Source organism: Bradyrhizobium glycinis (genome assembly GCF_016031655.1).
GTDB classification, from domain to species: Bacteria; Pseudomonadota; Alphaproteobacteria; order Rhizobiales; family Xanthobacteraceae; genus Bradyrhizobium; species Bradyrhizobium glycinis.
Map to the genome: position 1 here is coordinate 298536 of NZ_JACCHQ010000008.1, position 23140 is coordinate 321675.

Below are 23140 nucleotides of genomic sequence, written 5' to 3' on the forward strand. Positions count from 1 at the left end.
GCCGCGCGCGGGCCTCGCCCCGGAAAGCATCACCATGGCCCTCTTTCGCCTGCCATCCAGTGGACCCGCCGCCCTGGCGCCGCGCGGCAACGGGCTGCTCCTGCGCGCGCCGCAAATGTCCGACTTCCTGCAATGGGCTCATTTGCGCGAGACCAGCCGTGACTATCTCACGCCTTGGGAGCCGATCTGGCCGTCTGACGATCTCACCCGGTCCGGCTTCCGCCGCCGCCTGCGCCGCTATGCCGAGGACATTGCCGCGGACCGCTCCTATCCCTTTCTGATCTTCCGCGAGCTCGACGGTGCCCTGGTCGGCGGCATCACGCTCGCCAATGTCCGGCGTGGCATCGTGCAGGCCGGGACCATCGGCTATTGGGTCGGCCAGCCTTATGCCCATCGGGGCTACATGACGGCCGCACTGCGGGTGCTGCTGCCGACGCTGTTCGGCGAGCTCAATCTGCACCGGGTCGAGGCCGCCTGCATCCCGACCAATGCGCCGTCGATCCGGGTGCTGGAGAAGTGCGGCTTCTCGCGCGAGGGCCTGGCGCGTCGCTATCTCTGCATCAACGGGGTCTGGCAGGATCACCTGCTGTTCGGCCTGCTGCACGAGGACTTCCGCGGCTGAGCGGCCTGATGGGTGCGGCCCAATCCCTTTTTGCTGCCTTGGGTTCGCCGAGTTTGGCGATATAACCCGGCCGGAACATTGTCATGGAGTACGGGTGTTGATGGTGCAGGAGCTTCGGTCATCGCGGACGAGATTGCGGCGGGGCGCAGCGGTCGTGCTGGCATTATCGGTCGGGCTCGCCTCCGTCTCGCCGGTGGCGGCGCAGTCGTTGACCGACCGCTTCAAGAGCTTGTTCGGCGGCAAGTCCGACGAGCCGGCCGAGGCGAAGCCGGCGCCTGCGCCCGGACAGCCGGCCGAAGACGACCTCGATTGCCCGCAGGTCACGGTGCGTGCGGGCGCCTCGACCTACGCGGTCGGCGCCAGCGGCAAGCCGGCCGTCGGCAATGACATCCGCTTCCAGGCCTCGATCACCAAGATGGCGCGCGAATGCTCCCGCAGCAGCGCCGGCATCACCGCCCGGATCGGCATCCAGGGCCGTGTCATCGCTGGCCCCGCCGGTGCGCCCGCCTCCGTCGAGGTGCCGCTGCGCATCGCCGTCGTGCAGGGCGGCATCGGTGAGAAGGTGATCGCCTCGAAGGCCTACCGGACCACGGTGGCGATGTCGGAAGGCGGCAGCGTGCCCTTCACCTTCGTCGCCGAGGATCTGGCCTATCCGGTGCCGGCGCCCGCGGTCGCCGATGCCTACATCTTCTACGTCGGCTTCGACCCGCAGGCGCTCTCGCCGGAGCCGAAGGGGCGGAAGAAGAAATGATTCTCGTGCCCCGGACGCGGTGCAGCGCGTAGCGGTGCGGCGCAGAGCCGGGGCCCAGGGATGCGTGTTTCGGATCCATGGATCCCCGGCTCTGGGGAGCAGCGTTGCACGCTGCACCGCGTCCGGGACAAAGGAGGCCCGACAAACAAAAAAGCCGGCGCTCATCACGCCGGCTTTTGATTGATGCGGGCCGAAAGCTCAGTTCAGCTTCTGCCTGACTTCGTTGATGCTCTTGGCGAGCAGGTCGTCGGCGACCTGGCCCTTGACCGACTGCGACAGGATCGTCGAGGCAGCCTGGACGGCGGCTTCCGCGGCTGCGGCGCGGACGTCGGCCAGCGCCTGGGCCTCGGCCATCGCGATCTTGTTCTCCGCCGTCTTGGTGCGGCGGGCGACGAAGTCTTCCATCTTCGCCTTGGCGTCGGCGGCGATGCGCTCGGCTTCGGCCCTGGCGTTAGCGATGATATCGGCGGCCTCGCGCTCGGCCGTGGCACTGCGCGCCTTGTAGTCGGCGAGCACCTTGGCCGCCTCCTGCTTGAGGCGCGCGGCGTCGTCGAGCTCGGCCTTGATGCGGGCGGCGCGATGATCGAGCGCGGTCATCGCCGACTTGAAGACCCCGAGATAGCCGAACACGACCATCAGGATCACGAAGGCGACGGCGACCCAGGTTTCAGGATCGAAGAACATCTGTGGCTATCCCTTCAAGGACGCGTCAACGGCGGCATTGACCGAGGCAGCATCCGGAATGACCCCGGTGAGTTGCTGCACGATCTGGCCTGCCGCGTCGGCCGCGATGCCGCGGACGTTGCTCATGGCGGCCGTGCGGGTCGAGGCGATGGTCTTCTCTGCCTCGGCGAGCTTGGCCGCCAGCTGCTCTTCCAGCGCCTTGCGTTCGGCGTCCGCCTGCGCATTCGCCTTGTCGCGGGATTCGTTGCCGATCGCCTGCGCCCGCGAACGCGCCGAAGCGAGCTCGCCTTCATAGGCCTTCAGCGCAGCCTCGGACTGGTCCTTCAGCTTCTGCGCCTCGGCGAGGTCGCCCTCGATCTTGTTCTGGCGTGCTTCGATCGCACCGCCGACCTTCGGCAGAGCGAGCTTGGACACGATCACGTAAAGCAGGACGAAGAAGATCGCGAGCGACACCAGCTGCGAAGCAAAGGTGCTGCTCTCGAACGGCGGAAAGCCCCCGCTGTGATGACCGCCATCGGCTTCGGTGTGGGCACCCGCCGCCGGTCCTTTTGCCCCGCCATGACTCTCGGCCATGGAGTACTCCTGTTGCTGTCACGCGCCGCTTCGGATGAAGCGGCGCGGAAGAAGTCGTTCCTTTAGAAAACGAACAGCAGAAGCAGCGCGATCAGCAGCGAGAAGATGCCGAGCGCTTCGGTCACGGCGAAGCCGAAGATCAGGTTGCCGAACTGGCCCTGAGCGGCCGACGGGTTGCGGACGGCTGCGGCGAGGTAGTTGCCGAAGATCACGCCCACGCCGACGCCCGCACCGCCCATGCCGATGCACGCGATGCCCGCGCCGATAAGTTTTGCTGCTGCCGGATCCATTTTAGACTCCTTGGAAGAAAGATTGGGTTGTGGGTGGAAATTCCCCGGACCGCTCAGTGTCCCGGATGAATGGCGTCGTTGAGGTAGATGCAGGTCAGGATCGCGAACACGTAAGCCTGCAGGAACGCGACCAGGATCTCGAGAGCATACAGCGCGACCGTGAGCGCCAGCGGCAGCACGCCGCCGACCCAGCCGATGGCGCCGAGCGAGAAGCCCAGCATGGCGACGAAGCCCGCGAACACCTTCAGCGCGATGTGGCCGGCCAGCATGTTGGCGAACAGACGAATGCTGTGCGAGACCGGCCGCAGGAAGAACGACAGGACCTCGATGAACATGACCAGCGGCAGGACGTAGCCGGGCACGCCATGGGGAACGAAGATCTTGAAAAACTTCACGCCGTTCTTGGCGACGCCGTAGATCAGCACGGTGAAGAAGACCAGCAGCGCCAGCCCGGCGGTGACGATCAGGTGGCTCGAGACCGTGAAGGTGTAAGGAATGATGCCGACCAGGTTCGAGACGCAGATGAACATGAACAGCGAGAAGATCAGCGGGAAGAACTTCATGCCTTCCGCGCCGGCCGTCGAACGGATGGTCGACGCCACGAATTCGTAGGAGATCTCGGCGACCGACTGCAGGCGCCCAGGGACCAGCTGCGAGCCGCTGGCGAGCATCAGGATCGAGATGATCGCGACCGCGATCAGCATGTAGAGCGACGAATTGGTGAAGGCGATCGTGTGATTGCCGATATGGCCCAGGGTGAAGAGAGGCTCGATGTTGAACTGGTGGATCGGATCGATTTTCATCGGCGCGGCATCTCTTGGTCTGCCGGGCATGCCGGCGGGTCTCGGTCCTGCCGGCCGGGCCGGCCCGTACCGGCGAGGCCGGCACGATCATTCCTCTCCTGGTGGGACCAGCTTACGAACCACCGCGCCTGTTTTGACCCGCGCCTGCCGATCTCACCACATTCACCACGCCGGCGACGAAGCCCAGCAGCAGGAACACGATGAATCCGAAAGGCGACGTCGACAGCAAACGGTCGAACCCCCAGCCAATCCCCGCTCCGACAGCGACACCGGCGACCAACTCGGAGGATAACCGAAAACCAAGCGCCATCGCCGAGGCTCTGGCCGCTTTGTCTCCATCGTCACCTGCGGGTTGCTCGGTCTTGGCCCGGCGGTCGCGAAATTCGGACAACCGCTGATCAAGATTTCCGAGCCGATCGGAAAGCGCGGCTTCCTCGGACGATCTATCGCGATCTCCATTCTCACCGTGTCCCGTGCTCTGTGCCATGCGACAAAGACCCGAAACGCTGCGGCCAAATGGAAATTACGCCCGCCACCCTCAAAAGCCGCGCGGACCATACTGATGGCCCATAATCAAGTCAAGCCAAGTCACGATTGCGTCGCTTTCGATTATGTCTTTGATTTACTTGATGATATTGTCGCGCGCAGCAGCGCTGCACACAGCGTGACGCCGCACCGCAGCAGGTCTGCTCGCGAACGGCGGACGCAGCCGCGCTTTCGCCGCGGCGGTGGGATCAAACAAGCCGCCGCGTTCGTTGATTCCAGCGGCGGCTTTTTGGCGGCGGATTGCCGGCTGCGGGTGTAGAATTGCAACTGCAGCCGCAGCAGCGCCGGGGCGGAGACAACGATGAGACCTGCGACGTCATCCACGACATCATGGTTCGCGGCGGCGGCCGCGGTGATGGTGGTCAGCGGCGGCCTCGTGGCCGCGCAATCCGCGCCCGACGGCGAAAATGGCCGCTACAGCATGACGCCCATTCCCGAGGGCGTGCTGCGGCTCGACACGCGTACCGGCACGGTGTCGACCTGCAGCAAGAACGGCGCCGGTTGGGCCTGCTACGCGGTGCCCGACGAGCGGACCGCACTCGATGCCGAGATCGGCAGGCTCCAGGCCGAGGTCGAGAGGCTGAAGGGACAGCTCGCGGCGGGGCCGACCGTATCGGGCAAGATCGACGAGGCGCTGCCGAAATCCGATCCGCTCAGGAAAGCCGAGCCCAAGATCGCCGAGGGCGAGCGCAAGATCGAGATCCCACTGCCGAGCGAGCAGGACATCGACCGCGTGATGTCGTTCCTGGAAAAGGCCTGGCGGCGGCTGATCGACATGGCCAACCGCGTGCAGAAAGACGTGGCGGGGAAGATTTGATGCGTGCCCCTCCATGACATCAGCCAGATCCGTCACCCGCTCCGCACCATCGTCCGTGCAGGCTGCGACCGTCACATCGTCACTGCTCACCGTGCAGACACCCGGCCGCGGCTTCACTGATCTGACCAGTGAGGCCGCAAGATTCATCGCCGATGCGCACGCGGGTGAGGGTGCATTGACGCTGTTCATCCGCCACACCTCGGCCTCTCTGACGATCCAGGAAAACGCCGATCCCTCCGTGCTGGTCGATCTCACCACGGCGCTGTCACGGCTCGCGCCGGAGAACGCCGGGTGGACCCATGATACCGAGGGGCCCGATGACATGCCGGCCCACATCAAGACCATGCTGACGCAGACTTCGCTCCAGATCCCGGTCCTGAGCGGCAGGCTCGCGCTCGGCACCTGGCAGGCGATCTATCTGATCGAGCATCGCAGCCGCCCGCACCGCCGTGAGATCGTGCTGCAATTCGTCGGCAGCAATCGCTAGAGCGTTTTCGAGCGAGGTTGGTGTCGGTTCGCGCCAAGAAAACGCGTCCAAGCAAGAAGCACACAAAAGCAAAACCGGCCGCGGAGACCGCGGCCGGTTCGTGTCGTCGATTGTTGCTGCGATCAGGTCGCCTTGATGTCGACGTCCTTGGTTTCCGGCAGGAACAGGAAGCCGATCACCACGGTAATCGAGGCGAAGATGATCGGGTACCAGAGACCGGCGTAGATGTCGCCCGTCGAGGCCACGATGGCGAAGGCGGTGGCGGGCAGGAGGCCGCCGAACCAGCCGTTGCCGATGTGGTAGGGCAGCGACATCGAGGTGTAGCGGATGCGGGTCGGGAACAATTCGACCAGCATCGCCGCGATCGGGCCGTACACCATGGTGACGAACACGACCAGGATGAACAGCAGGCCGATGATCGCCGCCACCTGCGGACGGAAGATGTCGAACGGATGCGCCATCTTCACGATGCCGGCGTCACCCGCCTTGGGATAGCCGGCCGCCTGCACCGCGGCGAGAACCGCCGGGTTGCTGTCCTTGGCGTTGGTGTAGGGCACGTCCTTGCCGTTGACCACGACCTTCACGCCTGAGCCGGCCGGACCTGACGTCGTCGAGTACTTGACCGACGATTGCGACAGGTAGGCGCGCGCGGTGTCGCAAGGCGCGGTGAAGACGCGGGTGCCGACCGGGTTGAACAGATCGCCACAGCCGGCGGGATCGGCCACCACCTCGACCTTGACCGTCTCGATGGCCTTTTCCAGCGCCGGGTTGGCGTTGGACGTGATCATCTTGAAGATCGGGAAGAAGGTGAGGGCCGCGATCAGGCAGCCGCCAAGGATGATCGGCTTGCGGCCGATCTTGTCGGACAGCATGCCGAACACGATGAAGAAGCCGGTGCCGAGCAGCAGCGACCAGGCGATCAGGAGGTTGGCGGTATAGCCGTCGACCTTCAGGATCGATTGCAGGAAGAACAGCGCGTAGAACTGGCCGGTGTACCAGACCACGCCCTGGCCCATCACGCCGCCGAGCAAGGCGAGCAGCACGAGCTTGCCGTTCTGCCAGTTGCCGAAGGCCTCCGTCAGCGGCGCCTTCGAGCCCTTCCCTTCCTCCTTCATCTTCTGGAAGATCGGCGATTCGTTCAGGCGAAGCCGGATCCAGACCGAGATGCCGAGCAACAGCACCGAGACCAGGAACGGAATGCGCCAGCCCCAAGCCGCGAAGTCGGCCTCGCCGACCGCGGTGCGGGTGAACAGGATCACCAGCAGCGACAGGAACAGGCCGAGCGTAGCCGTGGTCTGGATGAACGAGGTGTAGTAGCCGCGCTTGCCGTTCGGCGCATGCTCCGCGACATAGGTTGCCGCGCCGCCATACTCGCCGCCGAGCGCCAGGCCCTGGGCGAGGCGCAGCACGATCAGGATGATCGGAGCCGCGATGCCGATCGTCGCCGCGTTGGGCAACAGGCCGACGATGAAGGTCGACAGACCCATGATCAGGATCGTGACCAGGAAGGTGTATTTGCGGCCGACGATGTCGCCGATGCGGCCGAAAACGATCGCGCCGAACGGCCGCACCAGGAAGCCCGCGGCAAACGCCAGCAGCGCGAAGATGTCGCGGGTTGCCGGCGGATAGGCCGAGAAGAACTGCACGCCGATGATCGAGGCGAGCGAACCGTAAAGATAGAAGTCGTACCACTCGAAGACGGTACCGAGCGAGGAGGCGAGAATGACGAACCGTTCGTCCTTCGTCATCCCTCCCGCGCCTGCTTGAGACACAGCCATTGTCGACATGTTGAGTCGCTCCCCGAAAAATACGTTTCCTCGCTCCCCCAGAATGTCCGGACGCGCCGGATCAGCCCAGGTCTTGCCCACAAGGTAACATCGGCGTGAAACCCGCCCCAATACGACTTTCGGCTTTGCGCACTGGCGCTGTGGTATCCGGCGCCGGTGCACAAGTGCCAGGCCCGGGGATTAACCCCTTTGCAGCAAAGGGATAATGTGCACTTGCATGCCACGGCCGCTCGGGGAAGAATTGACACACCCGAGATCTGTTTGCCGACCCGGCGCGAATGACAGCAAGAGAACGATGAACGCTCCTTCGACTTATCTCGTCATCGCCGATGATCATCCCCTGTTCCGCGATGCGCTGCGGCAGGCGGTGGCGGGCGTTCTCCCCTCGGCCCGGATCGACGAGGCCGGATCCTTCGAAGATCTGACCAAGCTTCTGGAGCAGGCCTCCGACGTCGATCTGGTCCTGCTCGACCTCTCCATGCCCGGGATTTCCGGCTTTTCCGGCCTGATCTACCTGCGCGCGCAATATCCGGCGATCCCGGTCGTGATCGTCTCGGCCTCCGACGATAGCGCCACGATCCGCCGTTCGCTCGATTTCGGTGCGTCCGGCTTCATCCCCAAGCGGTTCGGGGTCGAGACCTTGCGCGACGCCATCCTCAAGGTGATGGAAGGCGACGTCTGGGTTCCCGCCGATACCGACCTGTCCGCCGCCGCCGACCCTGACATGACCCGCCTCCGCGACCGCCTGGTGACGCTGACGCCGCAGCAGGTCCGGGTCCTGATGATGCTGTCGGAAGGCCTTCTCAACAAGCAGATCGCCTACGAGCTCGGCGTCTCCGAGGCCACCATCAAGGCCCATGTCTCGGCGATCCTGCAAAAGCTCGGCGTCGAGAGCCGGACGCAAGCGGTGATTGCCGCCGCGAAGATCGCCGGCGGCCAATGGAAGCAGGGCCCGCCGACGGGGTGATCCGCTACAGCGTGGTCAGCAGCACGCTGGCCGCTTTGATATCCGCCGTCTCGGAGCCCTCGGCAAAGCCATCGAGCGCCGATTGGAGCCATCGCTTCGCCTCGTCGCGCTGCCCGCGCTCGGCAAACAGCCCGGCGAGATCGATTGCGGCGCGCAGCTCCCAGGCCGTAGCGCCTTGCCGGCGACTGAGATCCAGGGATTGCATGAACTGGGCTTCTGCCTGCTCCGCGTTGGGCTCCGGCAGCGACAGCAGAACTCTGCCTTTCATCCGCAGCAACTCGGGCATGTAGAGATGATCGCCGCTCTGATCGACGAGGCGGATCGCATCCTCGATCAGGCGCGCACTCTGCGCGATCTGTCCAAGCGCCAGCAAGCCTTGAACCAGCGCGATGTTGAAGGTCGTGGTGAGCAGTTCGTAGCCGGCCTCGTGGAGCTCACGTAGGCAAGCTTCGATCGTCTCGACGCCATATGCGGCGTCTCCCCGACGGATCGCCAGTTCGCCTTTCACGCCGCGGCCCACCACGAGATAGGGACCCATCGATCGAGATTCAGCATGCGCGATGAACTGGTCAATGCTCTGTTCCGCGCCGTCGAGATCGCCGTCCCACAGCGAGATGGAGACCGCCCAGATCAGCGCGATGCACAGTGTGATCGGATGCTCCATCTGCGCGGCTTCAGTCACCGTCTGTTGCGCCAGCTGCCGCGCGTCCGCGGGCCGGCCCTGCAACCAGAGTTCGCGCGCCAGCGTGATGCCGGCCCGGTTGCGATGATCGAAGCCATGAATGGTGCTGATCCGTTCCGCGCCCGGCCCTTGCCATGCGACCTCCAGCATCTTCAGCGCATCGCGGTGCTCGCCGGCCAGATGCAGCGAGACCCCGAGCAGCGAATGGGCGAGGACGATCGCGCCGGGATCGCCGAGTGGCTGCGCGACCGCAAGGCTCTGCTGCGCATAACCCAGCGCGGCGTCGAACTGTCCCATCCGTTCGTGGAAGATATGCATGCGGCCGAGCAGCTGGAGCTGGTTCGGCGCGTCGCCGCGCGCCTCGGCGATCGCAAGGCTCCTGCTCAAGGCTACGCGCGCCGCCTCGCTGCCGCCGCGCGTGAACATCAGGCTCAGCCCGAGGGCGGCCTGGATGTGCATTTCATCGGCGCTGCCGCGCGCGGACGGGGTCATCGCAAGCAGCGCCCGTTCCGACCAGCGCCGGCATTCGATCAAGAGGGACATCGCGAGGAAGATCGGCGTTGCCGCGGCGGCGAGCGCGATGCCGGCGTTGGCGTCGCCGCCCGCGCCAAAGCACCAGTCCAGCGCGGCACGCACGTTGTGGAGCGCGGAGAAGTGGATCGCCCGTTCGTCGGCGTTCGGCGTTGCCGCCCATGTGCTGCCGGCCTGCTCCAGCCATCGCCGGTAGTAGATTGCGTGGCGGGCGGCGAGCGCGGCGTCGTTCGGCTCGATCTCGAGCAGATAGGCGCGCGTGGTATCGAGCAGACGGTAGCGCATCATGGCGCCGACCGGCCGCGGCGCAACCATCGATTTGGCGACGAGACTGTCTATGGCGTCGAACAAGCGGGAGCGGTCGGCACGTTCATCCGGGACGACCTCGAGGGCGGCGTCGATGGTGAAGTGACCTACGAAGACGGCCAGCCTGCGGAGTACGAGGCGCTCGATGTCGGACAGCAGCCCGTAGCTCCAGTCCAGTGTCGCCCGCAATGTCTTCTGCCGCGGCGGCGCGGTGCGCTGGCCCTGCCAGAGCAGATTGAGACGCTCGTCGAGCAGCGCGGCCGTCTGCTCCAGGCCGTAAGCCTCGACCCGGCCGGCGGCGAGCTCGATCGCCAGGGCCATGCCGTCGAGCTTGCGGCAGATGCCGGCGACGAGCGCCGCATTGCTGTCATCGAGCGCGATCTGCGCGCCGCCAGCGGTCGCCCGTTCGATGAAGAGCTGAAGCGCGGGATAGGTCTGCGCAGCCGCCGCACTCAGCCCGGTACTATCAGGCGGAACGGCGAGCGGCGCCAATCGATAGACCTGCTCGCCCTCGACGCGCAGGGCTTCGCGGCTGGTGGCGAGGATGTGGACATCCAGCGCAGCGTGGAAGATCGCCGAAGCCAGCGGCGCCGCTGCGGCGATGACATGCTCGCAATTGTCGAGGATGAGCAGCATCCGCTTGTCCCTGACATGCGCGAGCAGCGCGGGCAGGGGATCGTCGGTCTCGGCCGGCAAGCCGAGCATCAACAGGATCGAGGTGATCACGAGATCGGGATCGCTGAGCGCGGCAAGGTCGACGAAATGTGCGGCGTCGGAGAACGTCGCGAGCAGGTCGTGGGCGATCGCCACCGCGACGGCAGTCTTGCCCACACCGCCCGGACCCACGATCGTGACGAAGCGCGAGGTGAGAAGCTTGTCGGAGATGGTAGCAACCGCCTGGTCGCGCCCGACCATCCGTTGCAGCCGGTTCGGCAGCTTGACCGGCGGCAATTCCATGGGCGGGGACGAGTGCCGCGCTGCCGGAAGCTCCGTGTGCGAGATCGGTGCCACGAAGCAATAGCCGCGCCCGGAGAGCGTCGTGATGTATCGCGCGCCGTCCTTGCCGTCGCCGAGCGCCTTGCGGAGAGCGGCGATGTGAAAGCGCAGATTGGCCTCTTCGACGGTGATGCCGGGCCACACCAGCGCCATCAGATCCCATTTGCTGACGACCTCGTTCGGTCGCGACATCAGTGCGATCAGCGCGTCGAAGGCCTTCGCACCCAGCGGCACCGCGACGCCGTCGCGCGTCACGAGCCTTTCATGTGGCGCCACGGTGAATGGTCCGAACGAGAGTCTTGGCCCGGTCGGCGTGGTCATCGCGAAATCTTGCTCATTTGCGAACCGGATAGCCAGAGGGCAGCCATCCCGCAAGGCCTGCGTTGCATCGGCATCAGACCGTGTTTGCAGGCCTCCCAATAGCTTCTGCGCCGGCCTCACAATTTCTCACAAGTCCAAACGGGTCTCCGAAGCGCGTCGCTGATAGTAAGTCGCGATGGCAAGGAGCTCCTCATGACGCAAACGGCAAAACTGCTCTACACGGCCCGGACATACACAAGCGGCGGCCGCCACGACGGCATATCGCGCAGTTCCGACGGTCGCCTCGACGTCAAGCTGTCGCCGCCGGGCGGGGCCGGTATCGGCACCAATCCCGAGCAGTTGTTTGCGGCCGGCTGGTCGGCCTGCTTCGAAGGCGCGATGGAACTCGCCGCGCGCAAGCGGAAGGTGACCCTTCCCAGGAAAACCGCGATCGATGCGGAGATCGATCTCTTGCTCGATGAGGGCGCCTACTCGCTGAGGGCGCGCCTCAATGTCAGCCTGCCGGGTCTCGACCCCGAGATCGCACGCGGCATCATCGATGAAGCGCATCAAACCTGCCCCTACTCCAAGGCCGTCCGCGGCAACATCGACGTCACGGTCGCGCTGATCTGACGCACCATCATCAACCACGACGAGGTCACTCCATCATGAAACAGATCATCGATCAGCACCGCCGCCAGTTTCTCGGCATTGCCACGGGAGCCGCCGCCGCCGGTATCGGCATGATCGCGTTCGCGCGGGCCGAGACGGAACCACAGCGAACCTCCGCATCGAATGCGTCCTTCGGCGCGATCAAGCAGATCGATGCTGGCGTTCTCAACGTCGGCTATGCGGAGGCGGGTCCCTCGAACGGTCCGGTGGCGATCCTGCTGCACGGCTGGCCCTACGACATTCACGCCTTCATCGACGTCGCGCCGCTGCTGGCCAAGGCCGGCTATCGCGTCATCATCCCATATTTGCGTGGCTACGGCACGACGCACTTCCTCTCCAGTGAAACGCCGCGCAACGGCGAGCCTGTGGCCATGGCTGCGGACATCATCGCGCTGATGGACAAGCTCGAGATCAAGAAGGCCGTCGTCGCCGGCTTCGACTGGGGTGCACGCACCGCCGACATCATCGCCGCGTTGTGGCCGGACCGTTGTCGCGCGTTGGTATCGGTCAGCGGCTATCTGATCTCCAGCCAGGCCGCCGGCAACGCGCCGTTGCCGCCGCAGGCGGAGCTGCAATGGTGGTACCAGTTCTACTTCGCGACCGAGCGCGGCCGCGCCGGATACGAGAAGTACACGCACGATTTCGCCAAGCTGATCTGGAAGCTGGCCTCGCCGCAGTGGAAGTTCGACGACGCCACCTTCAACAGGAGCGCGGCGGCGCTCGACAACAGGGATCATGTCGCGATCACGATCCACAATTACCGCTGGCGGCTCGGGCTCGCCCAGGGCGAGGCAAAATACGAGCATCTCGAAAAGAAGCTGGCCGCAGCTCCGCAGATCGAGGTGCCGACGATCACGATGGAGGGCGACGCCAACGGCGCCCCCCATTCCGAGCCAAGCGCCTATGCCATGAAGTTCTCAGGCCGATACGAGTTTCGCCTGATCACCGGCGGCATCGGCCACAACCTGCCGCAGGAAGCGCCACAAGCCTTTGCCAAGGCCGTGATCGACGCCGATGGCGCCTAGGCGTTCGTCGACACCTCCGTCCAGCCTCATTGATCGAGCCTGATGAAACATCATGACGACAGCCGAACCTGAAAAGAGGAAATCTCTCTCCACCACGATGGTCGTGCTGACGGTGGTCCTCCTCGTCGTGCTCCTGACCTGCATGCCCTACCTCGTCACGATCGCCTTCGCGGAAGGGCCTGCGGAACAGAGCGCGGCGGACGCTTCGCCGATCTTCGGCATCACAATTCCAGCCGGCTACAAGCGGTGGGAGCTGATCGCGCCGGCCGAAGAGGCCGCGCCACTCGACGAGCTGCGCGCTGTTCTCGGCAACCAGACTGCAATCGACGCCTATCAGGCCGGAAAACTGCCGTTCCCGGACGGCACCATTCTGGTCAAGCGCGCCTGGAAGCGGAAACAATCGCCCGAATTTGCGTCAGCGACGATTCCCGGCGCCGCGACTACGGTCCAGGTGATGGTGAAGGATTCCAAGAAATACGCCGCCACCGGCGGCTGGGGTTTTGGCCGCTTCATCAACGGCAAGCCGGTGGACGAGGCGCAGCATCGCACCTGCTTCGCCTGCCACGACGCGCGCGCCAAGAGCCGCGATTACGTCTTCACGCGGCTTGCGCCCTGAGCGGACCTGGCCGCGCAATCATTCCACCGCCACCATCAAGGCGCACGTCTCGGTCATCCTGCAAAAGGGCGTCGAGAGCCGCATCCAGGCCGTGATTGCCGCCGCAAAGATCGCTGGCGGCCAGTGGAAGCAGGGCACGACCACGGGGTGAGGCGCTTAACTCGCGGATGGCCGGTCTTTAGGGCAAAGCGGATCAGTCAGTTCGTTCGGAGCTTTGCCGGGTTCGACCCGAAGCGGACATGCGAATCGTCTTGGACACTTACTCAACGACGCGGTCTGCTCGCTGCAAGATGCTCGCGGGTACCGTGATCCCAACAGCTTTTGCTGCCCGCTGATTTACGATCAATGTTCGCTTCGTGATGGTTTCAATTGGCAGCTCGGCGGGCTTCGTCCCCTTCAGAACTTTATCCGCAATGATTGACATTCTAGGAAATGTGTCGATCACGCTGGTACCATAGGCGAACAGCCCGCCCGCGGCTCCCTGGCTTCCGGGAAACACGGTCAGCAACTTTCTCTCGGAGGCAATCTCCGCGATGCGCTTTGCATGCGGGAAAACAACAGGCGCTTCGAGGATCACGATCGCCTGCACATCATGCTTCATGATCTCCGCAAAGGCCTCATCCAGTTTCGCTTCGGCGGTCGGACCCTTGACCCTTACGACGAAAGGCTCGAACCCAACCGCAATTGCTGCTGCGCGATTTTCCCTCTCGATCGGGACGAACCCACTCGCATCGGCTCCGGGCAGTGTGTCGTCGCTCAGAATCGCCACCCGTGAGATGCTCGGCAATGCCTCTTTGAGGAGTTCGAATTGCTTCGCGGCTTGCTGCGTATCGAGGCTGGTAATTCCTGTGGCATTGCCGCCCGGACGGCTCATATCATGGGCAAGGCCGAGCGCGATCGGATCAGTCACAATAGTAAACACGATCGGGGTCTTGCTGGTTGCCTTTTGCGCAGCAGCGGTTGCCACCCCGCCGTAGGTCATGATCAGGTCGAGTTCAAGGCGAGCAAGCTCGTCGGCAAAACCGGGATGACGGTCCAACTGCCCCTGAGCCCATCTCGGCTCGAAAGTAATGTCGCGACCTTCGACATATCCCAGATTTGCAAAATCTTTGCGGAGTTGATCAAAGAAGACGGCAGCAGTCGTATTCGACATGATTCCAACCCGGAACTGCCGGTTCGGTTGCTGCGCGCTTGCTTCTCGGCATGCGACCAAAACAAAGATTAACGCGAATATCCTCCAGCGCAATTTCATAAATACACCTCTGGCTGATGTTCGTTCCCACCCGCATAGGAATAGCAGCGACCCCTGAGGGTAACGACGCTTGGCCCGGCAGCGATTGAGCTCGGCCGAACCTCACGGAGACGCATCCAAACCGAAGCGATTGATCCGATGCACTATGGAGCCGGAGAGGCGAGCGGTTTTCCTTTCTCGACTACGTAAGTAGCAATCACTTTCGCGCCGTTCGGTCCGGCCTATGCATCGTGAATAACACCGGGTGCAAGTTGATAGCTCTCACCGGACTTTACTGTCTTGTCTGGTTGACCGTCGGCCATGAGCACCATTTCGCCATCAAGCATAAAGCCTGACTCAGGACCGGGATGTGTGTGGCGCCCGATATTCACATTGGGCGACCTCAGCAATTCCAATCACCGTCTCATAGTTGGTGCCGGGCACATCAAACTTCTGTAGTGGCGTCCGCTTTATCGTGGCGATTTGCTGGGTCGCCACTGGCGGATTCTGCTGAGCGGCAGCGATACTGGTCATCGTCAACACGACTACGGCGGCGGAAAGTAAGTACCTGACAAACATTACTTCCTCCAAATAATTGATTGAGAATACCCAAACTTATCAAAATCTCCAGGTTTTGGCCATGTCCGAAATTGGCCCAACCCGGGAGTTTGACGGTCTCTGCTCTTTGCCGCTATTTGGATTGAAGCGGACATCAAGTGCGTTCCACACCATCGACTTGGCAGGTGGGTGCCTGGAGCACCCCAAGAGTTTGGGGTTGTCCGGCAGCAAAACAGCAATGGCTGGGTCAATCGGCCTGCAGCAAAATATTCCACTTTACCGAAATTCGGATTTGTGGCATACGCAACTCACCCTGATCCGGCGAAAGGGGCGGTCGTACGTCGTCACGAGCCGCGGATCGGGCTGCGGTGGACGCATTGGCGCCGTCGCGGATGTGAGACGCAGGGCGGGGTGATGGATTGAGCCGATCCCCGTGAGCTTTTCGCAAGCCGCGTTGTACGAACGGTGCTCTTGCGTACGGCAAAACCGTGTGGTCCTGGCCGTCGTTGCCACGGTCAAGTCTTGCGGAGGCGGCACTGGCGCCAACCAGCGCGGTGTCGGCGAATTCCGTGAGGCGAGGGAGGCCAGAAGGAAAGTTCGGCTCCCGGGAGAGCACGGCATAAGCCGTCCGACCATCGCGCAGGGAAGGCCGTGTGTTCGGCTTCACCTGTATGCTGCTGTGCGGTTCTTCCAGCGTGTGCATTTCGCGCAGCGGACCGCGGGTGCTAGGTCAGCACCCGGCCTTCCCTGCGCCCTTTATTCAAGAGGGCGCGACGCGAAGCGCAAACCTCGGGCGAAACGCGCCGCGAGAAGGCGAGGGCGTGTCTGCGATCTCAAATGCATGATGGAGGATGGCGATGCTGCCATTCGCTCCGTCATTGCGAGGAGCCCTTGCGACGAAGCAATCCAGACTGCTTCCGCGGAAAGATTCTGGATTGCTTCGCTGCGCTCGCAATGACGGCCGTGGAAGCAGCCTGTGCCATTGGTCATTTCACGGACGCTGCGCAATTTTCTATGGATGGGCTACTCCGCCGCCACCATCTGCTGCGTGCGCCACTGGCCGAGCAGGGCACGGAGCGAAGCCGGCTTCACCGGCTTGTTGAGCACGGCGATCTTCTCGTCGCGCGCGGCGACCTGCACGGCGGGGCTGCGATCGGCGGTGATCAGGATCGCAGGAATGCCATCGCCGAAGCGGCGGCGGATCTCGCGGATGGCAGCGATGCCGTTGCCGCGATCGAGGTGATAATCGACGAGCAGGCCGGTGACGCGCCGTCCGGCGGTTTCGATGGCCGCGATCGCCCCTTCCGGGTCGGCGACCGCGATCACCTCGGCGTCCCAGGCTTTCAGCAGCGTGCGCATGCCGTCGAGGATCGCCGCATCGTTCTCGATGCAGACGATCAGCGCGCCCGAGATCGGCGTGCGCGCCAGCGGCGTCGCGCTGGTCACCGCCGCGGTGTGGGTGACCGCCTTCGCGGTCGGCACCGTCACGGAGAAGACCGAGCCGCCACCGGCATTGGCCTCGATGGCGATGCCGTGATTGAGCACGCGGGCCAGGCGTTCCACGATCGAGAGCCCGAGGCCCAGGCCGCGGGCGATCCGCGCCCCCTGCTCCAGGCGATGGAATTCCTTGAAGATCTCGCCGCGCTTGACCGACGGGATGCCGACGCCGGTATCGTAGACACAGATCTTGAGCGCGGTGCCGCGGCGGCGGCAGCCGACCAGCACCCGGCCGCGCGGGGTGTACTTGATCGCGTTCGAGATTAGGTTCTGCAGCAGCCGCCGCAGCAGCAGGCGGTCCGACTGCACCGGCAGCGAGCAGGGCACGAAGGCGAGCTCCAGGCCCTTGGCGCGCGCGATCGGCGCGAACTCGATTTCCAGCGAACGCATCAGATCGGCCATCTTGAAGCTCGAGATCGAGGTCGCCATCGCGCCGGCGTCGAGCCTGGAGATGTCGAGCAGCGCCCCGAGGATTTCCTCGATCGCCTGAAGCGATTCGTCGATGTTCTCGACCAGCCGCGTCTCCTCGCCATTGTGCTGGCGCTCGACGAGGCTGGTGACGTAGAGCCGCGCCGCGTTCAGCGGCTGCAGGATGTCGTGACTGGCGGCGGCGAGGAAACGCGTCTTGGAGATGCTGGCGTCCTCCGCCGCGCTCTTGGCGAGCGCCAGCTCGGAGTTCAGCCGCGTCAGCTCCTCGGTGCGGTCACGCACGCGCTTTTCCAGCGTCGCATTGGCGCGCTCCAGCGCTTCGGCGGCTTCGAAGCTCGGCGTGACGTCGGTGAAGGTGATCACGAAGCCGCCGCCGGGCATGCGGTTGGTGAGCACCTCGATCACCATGTGCCGTTCCGGCAGGCGCTCGAGATAAGGCTCGCTGTCGGTGGTGTAGGCCGCAAGGCGCCGTTCCAGCAGGGCCTCGCGCTCGAGCGGATCGTTCGGATCGCCGAGGCCGATGAACTCCAGGATCTCGCGCAAGGGCGTGCCGAACTGGATCAAATGCAGTGGCACATTGAGGAGGTCGCCGAACTGCCGGTTGGAGCAGATCAATTGCAGATCGGCGTCGAACACGGCGATGCCCTGGCGCACATGGTTGAGCGCGGTCTGCAGGATCTCGCGGTTGAAATGCAGCGCGGCGTGCGAATCGTCGAGCAGCTTCAGTGCGGCCCTGGCGGAGACCGTCCGCTTGCGCAGCAGCAGCGACATCACGAGGCGGGAGGAGGCCGCGCCGATCGAAGAGGCAATCAGGTGCTCGGCGTGTTGCAGCAGCTCGAAATCGGCGGGCGCACCGGGCTCCAGCCGCACGTTGCGCCGCGCCGAGAAGGCCTCGAAGGACTGCCGCGCGCGGTCGGGCCCGAGATATTGCGCCACCGTGGTCTGGATGTCCTGCACGGTGACCGTGGTGCGCCAGCGGCGGAAGCTCGGGGAGTTCGGTGTGAGCGTGTTGGGCACGAACAGATCGGCCTGCAGCAGCTCGATGGAAGACGGCCGGCGCGCCAGCGACAGCAGCACGTAGGTCAGGATGTTGAGCGACAGCGACCAGATCACGCCGTGCATCAGGGGCGGCAGGTCGGCGCCGAACAGTGCCTGCGGCCGCAGCGCCTCGATGCCGAACGGGCCGTGCTGCAGCAGCAGGATGCCTGAAGTCGAGGAATCCATGAAGCTCGGCATGAACAGCGTGTAGAGCCACACGGCAAAACCGACCAGCATGCCGCCGATCGCCCCGCGCGCGGTCGCGCGCCGCCAGAGCAGGCCGCCGAAGAAGCTCGGGGCAAGCTGGGCGATGGCGGCAAAGGAGAGCAGGCCGATCGCCGCGAGCTGGGTGTTGCCGAGCGCGCGATAGTAGAAATAGGCCATCACCATGATGGCGAAGATCGCGAGCCGGCGCGAACGCAGCAGGAAGTTGCTGAAATCGGCGCCGCCGGCGCGCCCCTCCGGCCGACGTTGCAGCACGAGGGGCACCACGAGGTCGTTCGAGACCATGATGGAGAGCGCGACGCATTCGACGATCACCATGGCGGTCGCCGCCGACAGCCCGCCGACGAAGACGGCGACGCTGAGCAGGTCCGCGCCGGCCTCGATCGGCAGGGCCAGCACGTACATGTCAGGGTCGGCCGCGCCGAACGGGAAGGTCACGAGGCCGGCGAGCGCGATAGGGACCACGAACAGGTTGATGGCGACGAGATAGAGCGGAAACAGCCAGCGCGCGCGGCCGACCTCGGCATCGGAGGAATTCTCCACCACGCTGACGTGAAACTGGCGCGGTAGCAACATGATCGCGCACAGCGACAGCAACGTCATGGTCAGGAAGTTGCCGATCGACGGCGAATAATTGATGGCGCGCACGGCTTCCGGCGTCCTCATGGCGCGCTCGATCAATTCATGCGGGGAGAACATCCAGAAGGTGACGAAGATGCCCGCGGCGAGGAAGGCGACCAGCTTGATGATGGATTCGGTCGCAATCGCCAGCATCAGGCCGTGCTGGTGCTCGGTCGCGTCGGTCTGTCGCGTGCCGAACAGCACAGCGAAGGCCGCCATCGTCAGCGTCACCATCAGCGCCATGTCGCCGAGGATCGGGATGTGCGAGAAGGCCTGGTCTTCGCTCAAAATCGTGCCCAGCGAGGACGCCACCGCCTTGAGCTGGAGCGCGATATAGGGCACCGAGCCGATGATCGCGATTGCAGCGACGGTGGCCGCCACCGCCTGGCTCTTGCCGTAGCGGGCCCCGATGAAGTCGGCGATCGAGGTGATGTTGTGGGCCTTTGCCAGCTGGATCACGCGGCGGAGCACGCCGGCCCCCAGCCCGATCATCAGGATCGGGCCGACATAGATCGCGAGGAAGTCGGTCGAGGTGCGGGTGGCGAAGCCGACCGACCCGAAGAAGGTCCAGGAGGTGCAGTAGATCGCCAGCGACAGTGGATAGATCAGCCCGGAGGCGCGGCCGCGCCCGGCCGGCGAGCGGCGGTCGCCGTGGCTCGCCACCAGGAACAGGAAGCCGATATAGCCGAAGGCGGCGGCGATCACGCCCCAATCGTGCAGCATGGGTCGGGGGCTCTCTCCCTGGGCGCCGGCGGCGCCCGAGCTCATTTTCCCTGTAAACCTAGCGCGTTGAGCGGACGCAAGCGACAGCGAAATGCCCAGCGCGGGGGCAGGAACTGCAGGTGTCGTTAAGCCGTCGGATGAGCTGCCCGCTCTCACCCTCCCCCTCCAGGGTTCCCCTCCAGGGGAGGGTGAGAGAGCCTACTCCGCCGCCAGCGACTTGGCGCGCAGCGGCAGGCCGAGGCGGTCCCACACTTGCAGCAGCGCTTCGGCGAGCTGATCGATCAGGCCGTCGTCGTGATAGGGCGAGGGCGTGATGCGCAGGCGCTCGGTGCCCTTGGCGACGGTCGGATAGTTGATCGGCTGGATGTAGATTCCGTGATGTTCGAGCAGCAGGTCGGAAGCCTGCTTGCACTTCTCGGGATCGCCCACGAACAGCGGTACGATGTGGGTGTCGCTCGACATCACCGGCAGGCCGGCGGCATTGAGGATCGCCTTGACGCGGGCGGCGCGGTCCTGGTGGCGCTCGCGCTCCCAGCTCGACGTCTTCAGGTGCCTGATCGCGGCGGTCGCGGCCGAGCAGACCGCCGGCGGCAGCGCGGTGGTGAAGATGAAGCCCGGCGCATAGGAGCGCACGGCGTCGACGATCTGGCCGTTGGCGGCGATGTAGCCGCCGAGACAGCCGAACGCCTTGGCCAGCGTGCCCTCGAGAATGTCGATGCGATGCATCACGCCGTCGCGCTCGGCGATGCCGCCGCCGCGCGGGCCGTACATGCCGACGGCGTGGACTTCGTCGACATAGGTCATCGCGCCATATTTCTCGGCGAGATCGCAGATCCTGGCGAGCGGCGCGACATCGCCGTCCATGGAATAGAGGCTTTCGCAGACGATCAGCTTCGGCCGATCGGGGCCGGCCGCTTTCAACAGCTCTTCGAGATGCGCAACGTCGTTGTGGCGGAACACGATCCGCTCGCAGCCGGACTGGCGGATGCCCTCGATCATCGAATTGTGGTTGAGCTCGTCCGATAGGATCAGGCAGTTCGGAATGAGCTTTGCGATGGTCGGGATGCCGGTCTGGTTCGAGACATAGCCCGAGGTGAACAGCAGCGCGGCTTCCTTACCGTGGAGATCGGCGAGCTCGGCTTCGAGCTGCACCAGCGGATGATGCGTGCCGGCGATGTTGCGGGTGCCGCCGGCGCCGGTGCCGACGCGCGTGGCGGTCTCGACCATGGCGCCGACCACCTTCGGATGCTGGCCCATGCCGAGATAGTCGTTGGAGCACCAGATCACGACGTCGCGCTTGCCCTTGGGCGAGTGCCAGACCGCGTGCGGGAACCGGCCGGCCGTGCGTTCGAGGTCGGCGAACACGCGATAACGCCGCTCGGTGTGGAGACGATCGAGGGCGGAATCGAAGAATTGGGCGTAATCCATCGGCAAACCTGCAACGGAACCTGACCAAGGGGACGCGTCTACTTAGAGCTTTTCCAGCTCCAATGTCTATCAGCTATCCCACATTTGGATCTGTGGGGCATTTGGGCAAAATGCCCTATCCAGCGCGCCGCAGTTTGATCCCGATCAACCCTGCGCGACGTATCATGCTGCTCTGCACCATCTGCCGGGGCGAGGGTTCAGCTCCGGCCTTTGGTCTTCCGTCACGGCTAGGGGCGCGCTTTCCTTGCTCAACCAGGCTCTCGAAAGGACCCTTCCATGAAGCGCGTGATGATCCTCCACGGTCCCAACCTCAACATGCTCGGCATCCGCGAGCCGCATATCTACGGCACGACGACGCTCGCGGAGATCAACGCGAGCTGCGAGGACGCGGCCGCCAGGCTCGGCCTTAAACTCGCCTTCCACCAGTCCAACCATGAGGGCGTGCTGGTCGATCTGATCCAGTCGGCGCGGCAGGACGCCGACGCCATCGTCATCAATCCGGCCGGTCTCTCCTTCACCTCGGTCTCGATTATGGACGCGATCAAGACGTTCGAGGGCCCGGTGCTGGAAGTGCACATCTCCAACATCCACGCGCGTGACGAATATCACCGGCACTCCAAGATCTCGTTCGTGGCGACCGGCGTGATCTGCGGGCTCGGGCCGTTCGGCTACATCGCGGCGCTGCACGCGATCGCGAATATGAAGTGAGGTCTTCTCCCTCTCCGCAGGCGGAGAGAGGCGAAGAACTCACGTCGTCCGAAACTGCAGCACGCCGTCCTGCATCTCGGGCGTGAGGCGGCCCTCGACGATCATGTAGTTGACGTGGGCGACGAGCTCGCCGGCGGCAAAGCCCATCTGGTGCTCGTCGAGCACGTGCTTGTTGAACACGACCGGCACCAGGGCACGCGAGGTTTGCGGCACCTCGCGGCAGGCTTCCGCGATCAGGCGGCAGCGCTCCTCGTGATGGTCGGCGAGCTGCTTGATCCGGGTCTTCAATCCGTAGAACGGCACGCCATGGCCAGGCAGCACCAGCACGTCATAGGGCAGCGTCGTGGTGAGGCTGGCGAGCGAAGCCAGATATTCGCCGAGCGAGTTCTGGTCGGGCTCGACCGCCCAGACGCTGACATTCGGCGAAATCTTGCTCAGTACCTGGTCGGCGGAGAGGAACAGCTTGTCGTCGGCGCAATACAGCATCACCTGGTCGAGCGCGTGGCCGCCGCCGGTGATGACCTTGAAGCGGCGCGTGCCGATCACGACGTCGTCGCCATGCGAGATGCGGCGGTAGGACGGCGGCAGCACCGAGACGCGCTTCAGATAATCCTGGCCGCGGCCGAGCAGCTTTTCGGTGAGCGACTCGTCCATGCCATGGCGGCGGAAGAACAGCCGCTGCGCCTCGCGCCGCTCCTCGGTGCCGCGGTTCTGGTGATAGACCGATTGCAGATATTCGACCTGCGACATCACCAGCGGGCAGCCGAACCGCTCGACGATCCACCCGGCGAGGCCGACGTGATCGGGATGGGAGTGGGTGACGATGAGGCGCGTGATGTTGACGCCTTTCAGCGGTCCGTCGAACAGCTTCGTCCAGGCCTCGATCGTCTCCTCGTTGCCGAAGCCGGCATCGATCATCGCATAGCCGTCGCCATCGGCGAGCAGGTAGATGTTCACGTGGTTGAGGCGGAACGGCAGCTTCAGCCGCGCCCACAACACGCCGGGCCGGACCTCGACCACCTGGTCGGGGCCGGGATGCTGTTCCCAGGGGTAGCGCAGGGCCTCGGCCGAGGACTGTGCGGTGTCGGTTTTTGAATGCATGCACTATCGGTACCCGCACATGGGGCGGGACGCCAGCCGAAAAAAGGGCGGGCCGTGGTCTCCGCATGGCGGTCATACCGGGCGGATTTTTCCGCGTGCCGATTGAAGCCTGCCAAAACGCGGTCA

22 protein-coding genes and 1 pseudogene are annotated in these 23140 nt (G+C 64.6%); 11 read left to right on the forward strand and 12 right to left on the reverse strand.

The window, feature by feature from the left end; all coding sequences use genetic code 11:
• Nucleotides 1-34: 34 nt before the first annotated feature.
• The gene (locus tag HZZ16_RS15090; protein ID WP_035996611.1) at nt 35-622 is read left to right on the forward strand and encodes a GNAT family N-acetyltransferase; all 588 of its coding nucleotides are present in this window, start codon (nt 35-37) and stop codon (nt 620-622) included.
• A gap of 100 nt (nt 623-722) precedes the next feature.
• Nucleotides 723-1373, forward strand: a complete 651-nt coding sequence (locus tag HZZ16_RS15095; protein ID WP_197949221.1) for a hypothetical protein — start codon at nt 723-725, stop codon at nt 1371-1373.
• 198 nt (nt 1374-1571) lie between these two features.
• Here the strand turns inward: HZZ16_RS15095 and HZZ16_RS15100 are convergent, their stop codons facing one another.
• From HZZ16_RS15100 to HZZ16_RS15120, 5 genes are all read right to left on the reverse strand, one after another.
• On the reverse strand, nt 1572-2057 hold the full coding sequence (locus tag HZZ16_RS15100) for a F0F1 ATP synthase subunit B family protein (RefSeq protein ID WP_197949222.1): 486 nt from the start codon (nt 2055-2057) through the stop codon (nt 1572-1574).
• A 6-nt stretch (nt 2058-2063) separates the two neighbouring features.
• Nucleotides 2064-2630, reverse strand: a complete 567-nt coding sequence (locus tag HZZ16_RS15105; RefSeq protein ID WP_197949223.1) for a F0F1 ATP synthase subunit B — start codon at nt 2628-2630, stop codon at nt 2064-2066.
• Nucleotides 2631-2692: 62 nt separating this feature from the next.
• Entirely contained in the window at nt 2693-2920 is a 228-nt protein-coding gene (locus HZZ16_RS15110; RefSeq protein ID WP_018643436.1) for a F0F1 ATP synthase subunit C, read from the reverse strand.
• Between the two features lie 53 nt (nt 2921-2973).
• Nucleotides 2974-3723 (reverse strand): F0F1 ATP synthase subunit A, encoded by a 750-nt coding sequence (locus HZZ16_RS15115; RefSeq protein WP_197949224.1) that lies wholly within the window; start codon nt 3721-3723, stop codon nt 2974-2976.
• Nucleotides 3724-3835: 112 nt separating this feature from the next.
• On the reverse strand, nt 3836-4210 hold the full coding sequence (locus tag HZZ16_RS15120; protein ID WP_124161285.1) for an AtpZ/AtpI family protein: 375 nt from the start codon (nt 4208-4210) through the stop codon (nt 3836-3838).
• A gap of 75 nt (nt 4211-4285) precedes the next feature.
• On the opposite strand from HZZ16_RS15120, the gene HZZ16_RS15125 reads away from it, so the two are divergent.
• Genes HZZ16_RS15125 through HZZ16_RS15135 form a run of 3 tightly spaced genes read left to right on the forward strand, consistent with a single transcriptional unit; the run spans nt 4286 to nt 5573 of the window.
• Nucleotides 4286-4528, forward strand: a complete 243-nt coding sequence (locus tag HZZ16_RS15125) for a hypothetical protein (RefSeq protein WP_197949225.1) — start codon at nt 4286-4288, stop codon at nt 4526-4528.
• 42 nt (nt 4529-4570) lie between these two features.
• Nucleotides 4571-5086 carry a hypothetical protein gene (locus HZZ16_RS15130; protein WP_197949226.1) on the forward strand — a complete coding sequence of 172 codons (516 nt, stop codon included), beginning with the start codon at nt 4571-4573 and terminating at the stop codon, nt 5084-5086.
• 13 nt (nt 5087-5099) lie between these two features.
• A complete protein-coding gene (locus HZZ16_RS15135; protein WP_197949227.1) occupies nt 5100-5573 on the forward strand; it encodes a secondary thiamine-phosphate synthase enzyme YjbQ in 474 nt (157 codons plus the stop codon).
• 122 nt (nt 5574-5695) lie between these two features.
• On the opposite strand, the gene HZZ16_RS15140 is transcribed toward HZZ16_RS15135, so the two are convergent.
• The gene (locus tag HZZ16_RS15140) at nt 5696-7321 is read right to left on the reverse strand and encodes an MFS transporter (RefSeq protein WP_197949228.1); all 1626 of its coding nucleotides are present in this window, start codon (nt 7319-7321) and stop codon (nt 5696-5698) included.
• Between the two features lie 334 nt (nt 7322-7655).
• On the opposite strand from HZZ16_RS15140, the gene HZZ16_RS15145 reads away from it, so the two are divergent.
• Nucleotides 7656-8327, forward strand: coding sequence for a response regulator (locus tag HZZ16_RS15145; RefSeq protein WP_197949229.1), 672 nt, complete (start codon nt 7656-7658; stop codon nt 8325-8327).
• Nucleotides 8328-8331: 4 nt separating this feature from the next.
• Here the strand turns inward: HZZ16_RS15145 and HZZ16_RS15150 are convergent, their stop codons facing one another.
• On the reverse strand, nt 8332-11163 hold the full coding sequence (locus tag HZZ16_RS15150) for an ATP-binding protein (RefSeq protein WP_197949230.1): 2832 nt from the start codon (nt 11161-11163) through the stop codon (nt 8332-8334).
• 192 nt (nt 11164-11355) lie between these two features.
• Between HZZ16_RS15150 and HZZ16_RS15155 the strand changes: the two genes are divergently transcribed.
• The 4 genes and pseudogenes from HZZ16_RS15155 to HZZ16_RS15170 all read left to right on the forward strand — a co-directional run.
• Complete coding sequence (locus HZZ16_RS15155; protein ID WP_197949231.1) at nt 11356-11775, forward strand: organic hydroperoxide resistance protein; 420 nt, start codon at nt 11356-11358, stop codon at nt 11773-11775.
• A gap of 35 nt (nt 11776-11810) precedes the next feature.
• Nucleotides 11811-12839 carry an alpha/beta fold hydrolase gene (locus HZZ16_RS15160; protein ID WP_197949232.1) on the forward strand — a complete coding sequence of 343 codons (1029 nt, stop codon included), beginning with the start codon at nt 11811-11813 and terminating at the stop codon, nt 12837-12839.
• A gap of 52 nt (nt 12840-12891) precedes the next feature.
• A complete protein-coding gene (locus HZZ16_RS15165; RefSeq protein ID WP_197949233.1) occupies nt 12892-13455 on the forward strand; it encodes a cytochrome P460 family protein in 564 nt (187 codons plus the stop codon).
• A 22-nt stretch (nt 13456-13477) separates the two neighbouring features.
• A pseudogene (locus HZZ16_RS15170) lies at nt 13478-13606 on the forward strand (DNA-binding response regulator); the annotation flags it as partial.
• 108 nt (nt 13607-13714) lie between these two features.
• On the opposite strand, the gene HZZ16_RS15175 reads toward HZZ16_RS15170, so the two are convergent.
• From HZZ16_RS15175 to hemA, 4 genes are all read right to left on the reverse strand, one after another.
• On the reverse strand, nt 13715-14707 hold the full coding sequence (locus HZZ16_RS15175) for an ABC transporter substrate-binding protein (RefSeq protein WP_197949234.1): 993 nt from the start codon (nt 14705-14707) through the stop codon (nt 13715-13717).
• 221 nt (nt 14708-14928) lie between these two features.
• The gene (locus tag HZZ16_RS37180; RefSeq protein WP_311974140.1) at nt 14929-15033 is read right to left on the reverse strand and encodes a cupin domain-containing protein; all 105 of its coding nucleotides are present in this window, start codon (nt 15031-15033) and stop codon (nt 14929-14931) included.
• Between the two features lie 1234 nt (nt 15034-16267).
• Nucleotides 16268-19777: a PAS domain-containing hybrid sensor histidine kinase/response regulator gene (locus tag HZZ16_RS15185; protein WP_197949235.1), complete on the reverse strand. Its 3510-nt coding sequence runs from the start codon at nt 19775-19777 to the stop codon at nt 16268-16270.
• Between the two features lie 198 nt (nt 19778-19975).
• A complete protein-coding gene (gene hemA / locus HZZ16_RS15190) occupies nt 19976-21205 on the reverse strand; it encodes a 5-aminolevulinate synthase (RefSeq protein WP_197949236.1) in 1230 nt (409 codons plus the stop codon).
• Between the two features lie 276 nt (nt 21206-21481).
• Between hemA and aroQ the strand changes: the two genes are divergently transcribed.
• The gene (gene aroQ / locus HZZ16_RS15195) at nt 21482-21913 is read left to right on the forward strand and encodes a type II 3-dehydroquinate dehydratase (protein ID WP_197949237.1); all 432 of its coding nucleotides are present in this window, start codon (nt 21482-21484) and stop codon (nt 21911-21913) included.
• Between the two features lie 39 nt (nt 21914-21952).
• Here the strand turns inward: aroQ and HZZ16_RS15200 are convergent, their stop codons facing one another.
• On the reverse strand, nt 21953-23014 hold the full coding sequence (locus tag HZZ16_RS15200) for an MBL fold metallo-hydrolase (RefSeq protein WP_197949238.1): 1062 nt from the start codon (nt 23012-23014) through the stop codon (nt 21953-21955).
• Between the last annotated feature and the right edge of the window lie 126 nt (nt 23015-23140).

Excerpts from the sequence above, each read along its gene's own strand:
- HZZ16_RS15130 (WP_197949226.1), top strand. The coding sequence starts at position 4,571 with ATGAGACCTGCGACGTCATCCACGACATCATGGTTCGCGGCGGCGGCC.
- HZZ16_RS15200 (WP_197949238.1), bottom strand. The coding sequence starts at position 23,014 with ATGCATTCAAAAACCGACACCGCACAGTCCTCGGCCGAGGCCCTGCGC.
- HZZ16_RS37180 (WP_311974140.1), bottom strand. The coding sequence starts at position 15,033 with ATGCTTGATGGCGAAATGGTGCTCATGGCCGACGGTCAACCAGACAAG.
- HZZ16_RS15175 (WP_197949234.1), bottom strand. The coding sequence starts at position 14,707 with ATGAAATTGCGCTGGAGGATATTCGCGTTAATCTTTGTTTTGGTCGCA.
- HZZ16_RS15140 (WP_197949228.1), bottom strand. The coding sequence starts at position 7,321 with ATGACGAAGGACGAACGGTTCGTCATTCTCGCCTCCTCGCTCGGTACC.
- aroQ (WP_197949237.1), top strand. The coding sequence starts at position 21,482 with ATGAAGCGCGTGATGATCCTCCACGGTCCCAACCTCAACATGCTCGGC.
- HZZ16_RS15165 (WP_197949233.1), top strand. The coding sequence starts at position 12,892 with ATGACGACAGCCGAACCTGAAAAGAGGAAATCTCTCTCCACCACGATG.
- HZZ16_RS15110 (WP_018643436.1), bottom strand. The coding sequence starts at position 2,920 with ATGGATCCGGCAGCAGCAAAACTTATCGGCGCGGGCATCGCGTGCATC.
- hemA (WP_197949236.1), bottom strand. The coding sequence starts at position 21,205 with ATGGATTACGCCCAATTCTTCGATTCCGCCCTCGATCGTCTCCACACC.
- HZZ16_RS15155 (WP_197949231.1), top strand. The coding sequence starts at position 11,356 with ATGACGCAAACGGCAAAACTGCTCTACACGGCCCGGACATACACAAGC.
- HZZ16_RS15160 (WP_197949232.1), top strand. The coding sequence starts at position 11,811 with ATGAAACAGATCATCGATCAGCACCGCCGCCAGTTTCTCGGCATTGCC.
- HZZ16_RS15145 (WP_197949229.1), top strand. The coding sequence starts at position 7,656 with ATGAACGCTCCTTCGACTTATCTCGTCATCGCCGATGATCATCCCCTG.
- HZZ16_RS15120 (WP_124161285.1), bottom strand. The coding sequence starts at position 4,210 with ATGGCACAGAGCACGGGACACGGTGAGAATGGAGATCGCGATAGATCG.
- HZZ16_RS15105 (WP_197949223.1), bottom strand. The coding sequence starts at position 2,630 with ATGGCCGAGAGTCATGGCGGGGCAAAAGGACCGGCGGCGGGTGCCCAC.
- HZZ16_RS15095 (WP_197949221.1), top strand. The coding sequence starts at position 723 with ATGGTGCAGGAGCTTCGGTCATCGCGGACGAGATTGCGGCGGGGCGCA.
- HZZ16_RS15150 (WP_197949230.1), bottom strand. The coding sequence starts at position 11,163 with ATGACCACGCCGACCGGGCCAAGACTCTCGTTCGGACCATTCACCGTG.
- HZZ16_RS15115 (WP_197949224.1), bottom strand. The coding sequence starts at position 3,723 with ATGAAAATCGATCCGATCCACCAGTTCAACATCGAGCCTCTCTTCACC.
- HZZ16_RS15090 (WP_035996611.1), top strand. The coding sequence starts at position 35 with ATGGCCCTCTTTCGCCTGCCATCCAGTGGACCCGCCGCCCTGGCGCCG.
- HZZ16_RS15185 (WP_197949235.1), bottom strand. The coding sequence starts at position 19,777 with ATGCTGCACGATTGGGGCGTGATCGCCGCCGCCTTCGGCTATATCGGC.
- HZZ16_RS15135 (WP_197949227.1), top strand. The coding sequence starts at position 5,100 with ATGACATCAGCCAGATCCGTCACCCGCTCCGCACCATCGTCCGTGCAG.
- HZZ16_RS15100 (WP_197949222.1), bottom strand. The coding sequence starts at position 2,057 with ATGTTCTTCGATCCTGAAACCTGGGTCGCCGTCGCCTTCGTGATCCTG.
- HZZ16_RS15125 (WP_197949225.1), top strand. The coding sequence starts at position 4,286 with ATGGCCCATAATCAAGTCAAGCCAAGTCACGATTGCGTCGCTTTCGAT.